The sequence below is a fragment of the Mucilaginibacter pedocola genome (assembly GCF_002013915.1).
Lineage (GTDB): Bacteria > Bacteroidota > Bacteroidia > Sphingobacteriales > Sphingobacteriaceae > Mucilaginibacter > Mucilaginibacter pedocola.
Map to the genome: position 1 here is coordinate 23631 of NZ_MBTF01000019.1, position 6531 is coordinate 30161.

At 45.4% G+C, this 6531-nt stretch carries 7 protein-coding genes; 5 read left to right on the top strand and 2 right to left on the bottom strand.

Annotation, left to right across the window (positions count from 1 at the left end):
• Positions 1–6 precede the first annotated feature (6 nt).
• Both BC343_RS17220 and BC343_RS17225 read left to right on the top strand, forming a co-directional pair.
• On the top strand, positions 7–285 hold the full coding sequence (locus BC343_RS17220; RefSeq protein ID WP_078349054.1) for a hypothetical protein: 279 nt from the start codon (positions 7–9) through the stop codon (positions 283–285).
• Positions 270–614, top strand: coding sequence for a GNAT family N-acetyltransferase (locus BC343_RS17225; RefSeq protein WP_162276889.1), 345 nt, complete (start codon positions 270–272; stop codon positions 612–614). Before BC343_RS17220 ends, BC343_RS17225 begins: the two co-directional genes overlap by 16 nt.
• A 7-nt stretch (positions 615–621) precedes the next feature.
• Here the strand turns inward: BC343_RS17225 and BC343_RS17230 are convergent, their stop codons facing one another.
• Together BC343_RS17230 and BC343_RS17235 are read right to left on the bottom strand one after the other, a co-directional pair.
• Complete coding sequence (locus BC343_RS17230; RefSeq protein WP_078349056.1) at positions 622–1311, bottom strand: sterol desaturase family protein; 690 nt, start codon at positions 1309–1311, stop codon at positions 622–624.
• Between the two features lie 37 nt (positions 1312–1348).
• A complete protein-coding gene (locus BC343_RS17235) occupies positions 1349–2530 on the bottom strand; it encodes an AIR synthase related protein (RefSeq protein ID WP_202909812.1) in 1182 nt (393 codons plus the stop codon).
• A gap of 68 nt (positions 2531–2598) precedes the next feature.
• On the opposite strand from BC343_RS17235, the gene BC343_RS17240 reads away from it, so the two are divergent.
• From BC343_RS17240 to BC343_RS17250, 3 genes are all read left to right on the top strand, one after another.
• Positions 2599–4380 (top strand): chloride channel protein, encoded by a 1782-nt coding sequence (locus BC343_RS17240; protein ID WP_162276890.1) that lies wholly within the window; start codon positions 2599–2601, stop codon positions 4378–4380.
• Between the two features lie 39 nt (positions 4381–4419).
• Positions 4420–4881 (top strand): hypothetical protein, encoded by a 462-nt coding sequence (locus BC343_RS17245; protein WP_078349058.1) that lies wholly within the window; start codon positions 4420–4422, stop codon positions 4879–4881.
• A gap of 501 nt (positions 4882–5382) precedes the next feature.
• Entirely contained in the window at positions 5383–6417 is a 1035-nt protein-coding gene (locus BC343_RS17250; protein ID WP_078346504.1) for an IS110 family RNA-guided transposase, read from the top strand.
• Positions 6418–6531: the final 114 nt, after the last annotated feature.

Here is a 6531-nt window from a genome sequence, read left to right on the forward strand (position 1 = left end):
ACAACAATGAATAAGAAAACCCCGGTAGCAATGCCGGGGTTTTTTGTTTGCAAAACCAGCGCTTTTATCAGCGCCAATACTACATTAGGGGCTAATTTTATAATGATGCAGATACAAATACGGCACACCACTTATAACGATATCGAACCTGTATTTTCGCTTTACAACGATGCCATTGCTTATCAGAAACAGGTAGGCAATAACCATTGGTATGGATTTGAGCGGGCAAAAGTAGAAGCGAAATTGATGAAGCAAGGCACTATACCATATTGGCGGATGATGTAATTGTGGGTACCTTCTGCCTTACTTTCAGCGACCCGGAGATATGGCAGGAGTTAAACGCTGCGGCTGTTTACATCCACCGTATTGCTACCGGCCAACACGCGCGTGGGTTAAACTTAGTTAAGCACATTATTACCTGGGCAAAAGAATACGCCCGCGAGAATAATTTCGAATTGATCAGGATAGATACAGGTGCCGGTAACGACCGGCTCATCAACTACTACATCAACTGCGGCTTTACCTTTATAAAAGATACCCGAATATTATATGAAGAGGGGATGCCGCTGCATTATAAGGATGGGGCTTTTGCTTTGCTGGAAATGGGGATTTGATATCTCGCTAAGCTTTATACGTCCCAAACATCCTATCCCAAATGCTGGTGTAAAAGCCATAATTGTGCTTAATATCGGTATGGTGCCCATGGTGGAATGAAGATGTACCCAAATATTTCAGCAGAAAGCTGTCTCGTAGTTTAGCGGGTAATGGCCCAATACCCAAATGCCCCACAATGCCGAAAACTACGTTCAGCGTGAGATAAAGCAAAACCGCATAAAAGTTGAAATTGTAGATAGCCAATGTTATTAGCCAAAGGCCACCAAAGCTCAGCGTTTCCAAAGGATGCAGTACGAATAAATCGATAGGGATGGGGTTGTGGTAATGGTGGTGGAATTTGTGCACCACGTTGTATATGCTCATGTGGTTTATGGCATAGTGCAGTACATACATGGCCAAATCCATAGCAATAAATAGCAGCAGAAAATCGGGGACGATGTGCCAGTTGACTTCGAAGCCAAACACCAGATAGCCACGCTGCAGCAACCAAAAGCCTAAATAGGTGATGGCAGTATTGATGAGATTAGTTCCCGTGCAGGTTAGTATTTCGGTACGCGATGCGGGGCGAATCGGCCGTTTGCTTAATTTCAATATCAGCCAACCCGCAAATAACCCAATACCTGTAACCAGCAGGTTCTCTGCCAAAAAAATCAACCACAAGTTCAGCGGCGGCTGTGCCGAGAGGAATTTTAACATGCCATTGCAAGTATATCTACCGCAAAATAGCTGTTAATTATTCATATTCAAACACCCCGAACTCCGATGTTACTGTCACCTTCTTTTTATCGGCAGCTTCTACGCGGCCAATAATTTGTGCAGGTACGCCAAAGCTTTCGGATATGCGGATAATATCGGCAGCAATCTCCTCCGGTACATAAAGCTCCATACGGTGGCCCATGTTAAATACCTTGTACATTTCCTGCCAGCTGGTGTTGCTTTCTTCCTGTATCAGCTTAAACAAGGGCGGAATAGGGAAGAGGTTATCTTTAACGATATGCACAGCATCTACAAAGTGCAGCACTTTGGTTTGCGCGCCCCCGCTACAGTGTACCATGCCGTTTATTTGGCTGCGGTAGCTATCCAGTATGGTTTTAATGATAGGTGCGTAGGTACGCGTTGCCGAAAGCACCAGTTTGCCCGCCGTAACGGTTTGGCCGTCGCCTATCTCAATTTCGTCGGTAAGTTTTTTGCTGCCCGAGAATACCAGGTCGTACGGCACGGCAGGGTCGTAACTCTCAGGGAATTTATCCGCGATGGTTTTGTTAAAAACATCGTGGCGTGCCGAGGTAAGTCCGTTTGAACCCATGCCGCCATTGTATTCTTTTTCGTAAGTGGCTTGCCCGTATGATGCAAGGCCTACTATCACATCGCCGGGTTGTATACGGTGGTTTGATATGATGTCCTCACGCTTCATGCGGCAGGTAACGGTACTGTCTACTATAATAGTGCGCACCAGGTCGCCTACGTCGGCAGTTTCGCCACCGGTAGAGTATATGCCAATGCCGGCTTCGCGCAGCTCGGCTAAAATCTCTTCGGTACCGTTTATAATGGCCGCTATAACTTCGCCCGGGATAAGGTTTTTGTTACGCCCTATGGTTGATGATAGCAGGATGTTATCTACGGCGCCTACGCAAAGCAGGTCATCAAGGTTCATGATAATGGCATCCTGTGCAATACCGCGCCATACAGAAATGTCGCCGGTTTCTTTCCAGTAAGTGTAGGCTAAGGATGATTTTGTACCCGCGCCGTCGGCGTGCATAATATTGCAGTACGCATCGTCGTTAGTTAATATATCGGGAACAATTTTGCAGAAAGCTTTCGGGAAAATGCCCTTATCAATGTTTTTAATGGCATTATGTACATCATCTTTTGATGCCGAAACGCCCCGTTGGTCGTATCTTTGCGGAGAGATCATGGGCAAATATAAGGTTAATACCTCGTTACAGGGGTAAAATTGTAAATTTGCCCCGCCCCTCTACAGTTATGTTCAAATCTTTAAGCCACAAATTCAACCGCCTTCGCCTCACGCTGAACGGGCAGCGTAATTTTTTAATTTATTGCAGCGTTGTAGTAGGTTTATTTGGAGGGCTTGCCGCCGTTGCTCTAAAATTCCTGGTGCACTTTATGGAGGAGCTTAGCCGCAACATATCATCGCACCTGCCGTACCATATTATATATGTGTTTTTGCCGGCACTGGGTATACTGCTTACCGTAGCGTGGCAGCACCTCATTAATCGGGATAAGATACAGAAGGGGATAGGCAACATACTGGTTAACATCCGTAAAAACCGTTCTAATATCCGCTTTAACAATATTTACTCGCATTTGGTAACCAGTTCGCTCACGGTGGGCTTCGGTGGTTCTTCGGGTTTGGAGGCGCCAATTGTGTGCACCGGCGCGGCATTGGGCTCAAACCTCGGGCAATTTTTTAAACTAAGCCCTTACGAAAAAACGGTACTGATAGCTGCCGGGGCTTCTGCAGGTATTGCTGCGGTATTTAACAGCCCTATTGCCGGCGTACTGTTCTCTTTAGAGATATTGATAGGGGAGATAACCATCCCAACTTTCATACCGCTGCTTATCGCTTCGGCAACGGGCGTAGTGGTATCAAAGGTGCTTTACTCGGGCCAACTGTTCCATTTGGTTACCGAAGGCTGGGCCATGACGGCGTTACCATTTTACGTAGTGCTTGGCGTGCTGTGCGGCTGGGTTGCTATTTATATAGGCAAAGTAGGCGGCACACTGGAGAAAGGTATATTTATGAAACAGGACCGTTATGTGCGTGCCATTGCAGGCGGCTTGCTTTTGGGTATTGTTATTATGGTGTTCCCCGCGTTGTTTGGCGAAGGCTACCATCACTTACAGGAAATATTGAATGGCAATGTATCGGTATTAAAAGAGGAAACCATTTTTGGCGAATACCTATCGGAGCCATTGCTGATGCTGTTATTTATAGCCGCACTGGTATTGATGAAAATTGTTGCCGCCGGTATTACCATTGGCAGCGGCGGTAACGGCGGTACGTTTGCGCCTACTATGTTCACGGGGGCTTTCCTGGGGCTGTTTGTTGCCTTCGGCGTAAACCAAACCGGGCTTATTCATTTAAACGCGAGTAATTTTATCGCAGTTGGTATGGCGGGAGCGCTAAGCGGCGTGCTGCATGCACCATTGACCGCTATATTCCTGATAGCTGAAATTACGGGCGGGTATGTGCTGTTTATTCCGTTGATGATCGTTTCGGCCATATCGTACATCATATCTAAAATATCAAACCCGCACAATATGTATTGGCACCATTTGGTACACGATAACAATATACACCCGGGACAAGACCATACCATGCTTAACAGCATTACCCTTAGCAGTATCATCAACAAAAACTTTACGCCTATTGCGCGGCAAACTCCGCTAAGCGAGCTTTATAAAGCCCTTGCCGATACCAATACCAATATTTTCCCGGTACTAAAAGCCGATGGTACGCTAGAAGGTATTATTTGGATGGACGAGATACGCCGACACTTCTTTAGCGGCGAAACCGAGCTGGTAACCGTGGCAGATATAATGGTTGCACCACCCGCGCTTATTGATGCTAACGACCCGGTAAGCCGCGTAATGGAACTGTTTGATAAGCTGGATGCCTGGCAGTTGCCGGTTATTGAGGATGCAAAATTTGTGGGTTTTGTATCAAAATCGGCCCTGCTGAATAAATATCGTCAGATAATTATCATTCAGTACAACCAAACCGACTTATTTGCGCATAATTAATTGGAATTTATTGCCCATGCATTATATTTAGGGCAGTAAATGAAGATCGGATTCCGCCTGTTTTTAATAGTTACCGCAATATTCAGCTTCTTTTTGGGGATGCCTAAACCTGCTTTCGAAACCGAAACGGCTTTGGCTCTTAGCTTTACCAATGGGGCAGCAGATATATTCACCAGTGCATTAATTTTTGTAATGCTGGTATCGCATGTGTTGCTGTTGTTTTTGGTGTTTATGCGGCAATCGTTAGAGTACCGTTATTTCCTTTTTTACTTCCCCATTGTGTTTTGGCTAATGTATATGGCCAACACCATTACCGATCATTTGGCGCAGCCCGATATGTTTTTATCGCACATACCATACCTGCTTTGCTACGCACTCACCGTTTTTCAATATAATTCTATCCTGAAAATAGACCCCGATTTTGCTTTAGGCCCCAAACCCGAAATAGAAGATGAGCCGGGCCTTCCGCGCCAGCAATTCGATACAAGGGAGCCCATGTAGCGTCGTTATATTAGTCTCTATTTAACCGCAAAGTACGCAGAGAACTTGTATGTTCATTAGCGCAAAGGGCGCAAAGATTTTTTAAAGTAAATTCACCGAAATACAGAAAAGGCGCAAAGAGATAAATTTTCTTTGCGCCTTCTAATTTAGAGGCATTGTCTGAGCGTTGTCCGGTAAAGAGCTTTGCGTCTTACTGCCTTTGCGTGAGAACTTTGCGAATTCTGCCTTTGCGCGTCTTTGCGTTTTTTCTCTGTGGTCTCCTATGTTTGTTACCAATTAATATAGCTAATAATTTTGTATTGAGTGAAGGAGTATGAGAGCCGATTTGTGCTCAAACAACTCATGAAGTATGTTCTCGCAAAGATACGGCCTCATGCTCTTTTGCCCATTGGAGTTTGAACAGAATGTAAGGCATACTGCATAGCGGTATAGCTTGGATATCCAACCAGGAGACAAAACGAAGATGGGTTATTCACTTATTAAAATAGATATTAACAGGTGATGACAAGTGTTTTAAAGCAAGTTGCCGGCATTGATGTGGCACAAAAGGAATTAGTAGTATCGTTAGGCAGGATAGGCAGCTCCCTTGAGAAGGATATTTACGCTTGTAAATCGTTCGCCAATAAAGAATCGGGCTTTAAGGCTATGCTGGTTTGGGTAAGCAAGCATAGCGTAAACACTACCAGCGTAAGGTATGTGATGGAAGCCACCGGCGTTTACCATGAGAAGCTGGCGTACTACCTGTCCGACAACGGTTACGAGGTTAGCATAGTACTACCCAATAAGATCAGCAACCATATAAGGTCGCTGGATATCAAAACCATTACTGATAAAACTGCTTCAAGAGGCATTTGCGATTTCGGGCTTGGTACAAAACTGGAGGACTGGCAGCAACCGGAGAAGGGGTTCAAAACATTAAGGCAGTTAACCCGGGAAAGGGGGCAATTGATAGCAGAACGTACGGTGGCTAAGAACCAGCTGCACGCCGAGCAGGCAGAAGCATACCCTAACGAAAGGAGCGTAGCCAGGCTCAAAGATCGTATCGGGCTGTTCAACAGCCAGGAAAAAGAAGTTAAAGAAGAGATCGATGCCCTGATAAAGCAAGATGCCGAATTGACTAAAAGAGTACGTACTATTACATCTATCCCCGGCGTAGGGTGGCTTACGGCAGTTACCATCCTTGCAGAAACGAATGGCTTCAACCTGATCCGCAATAAAAGGCAACTGGTAGGGTATAGCGGGTTGGATGTAAAAGTTAAAGACTCGGGCACTTCGGTAAAAAGTAAGCCTCGTATATCCAAACGAGGGAACCGTTATTTACGGAAGGCAATGTATATGCCTGCATTAGCCGCTATACGTAGCGACAAGCATTTCAAAGCAGTGTTTGTGAGGTTAGTATCTAAACATGGAATTAAAATGAAAGCGGCGGTAGCGGTGCAGAGGAAGTTATTAGAACTGGTTTACACCCTTTGGAAAACAGGCGAGAGGTACGACAGCCGCTACCTGCAAGTACAAAGCGAGGAAGCAACCTCATAAAATAGTTAGGGTGGTTAAAGCTAAAGCCAACCACCCTAAACAGGCTGGCATAAAGCCGCCTTAGACAACAAAAGTAAAAAATCATTTGGTAATCAACACAGAATCTTTGCGGTT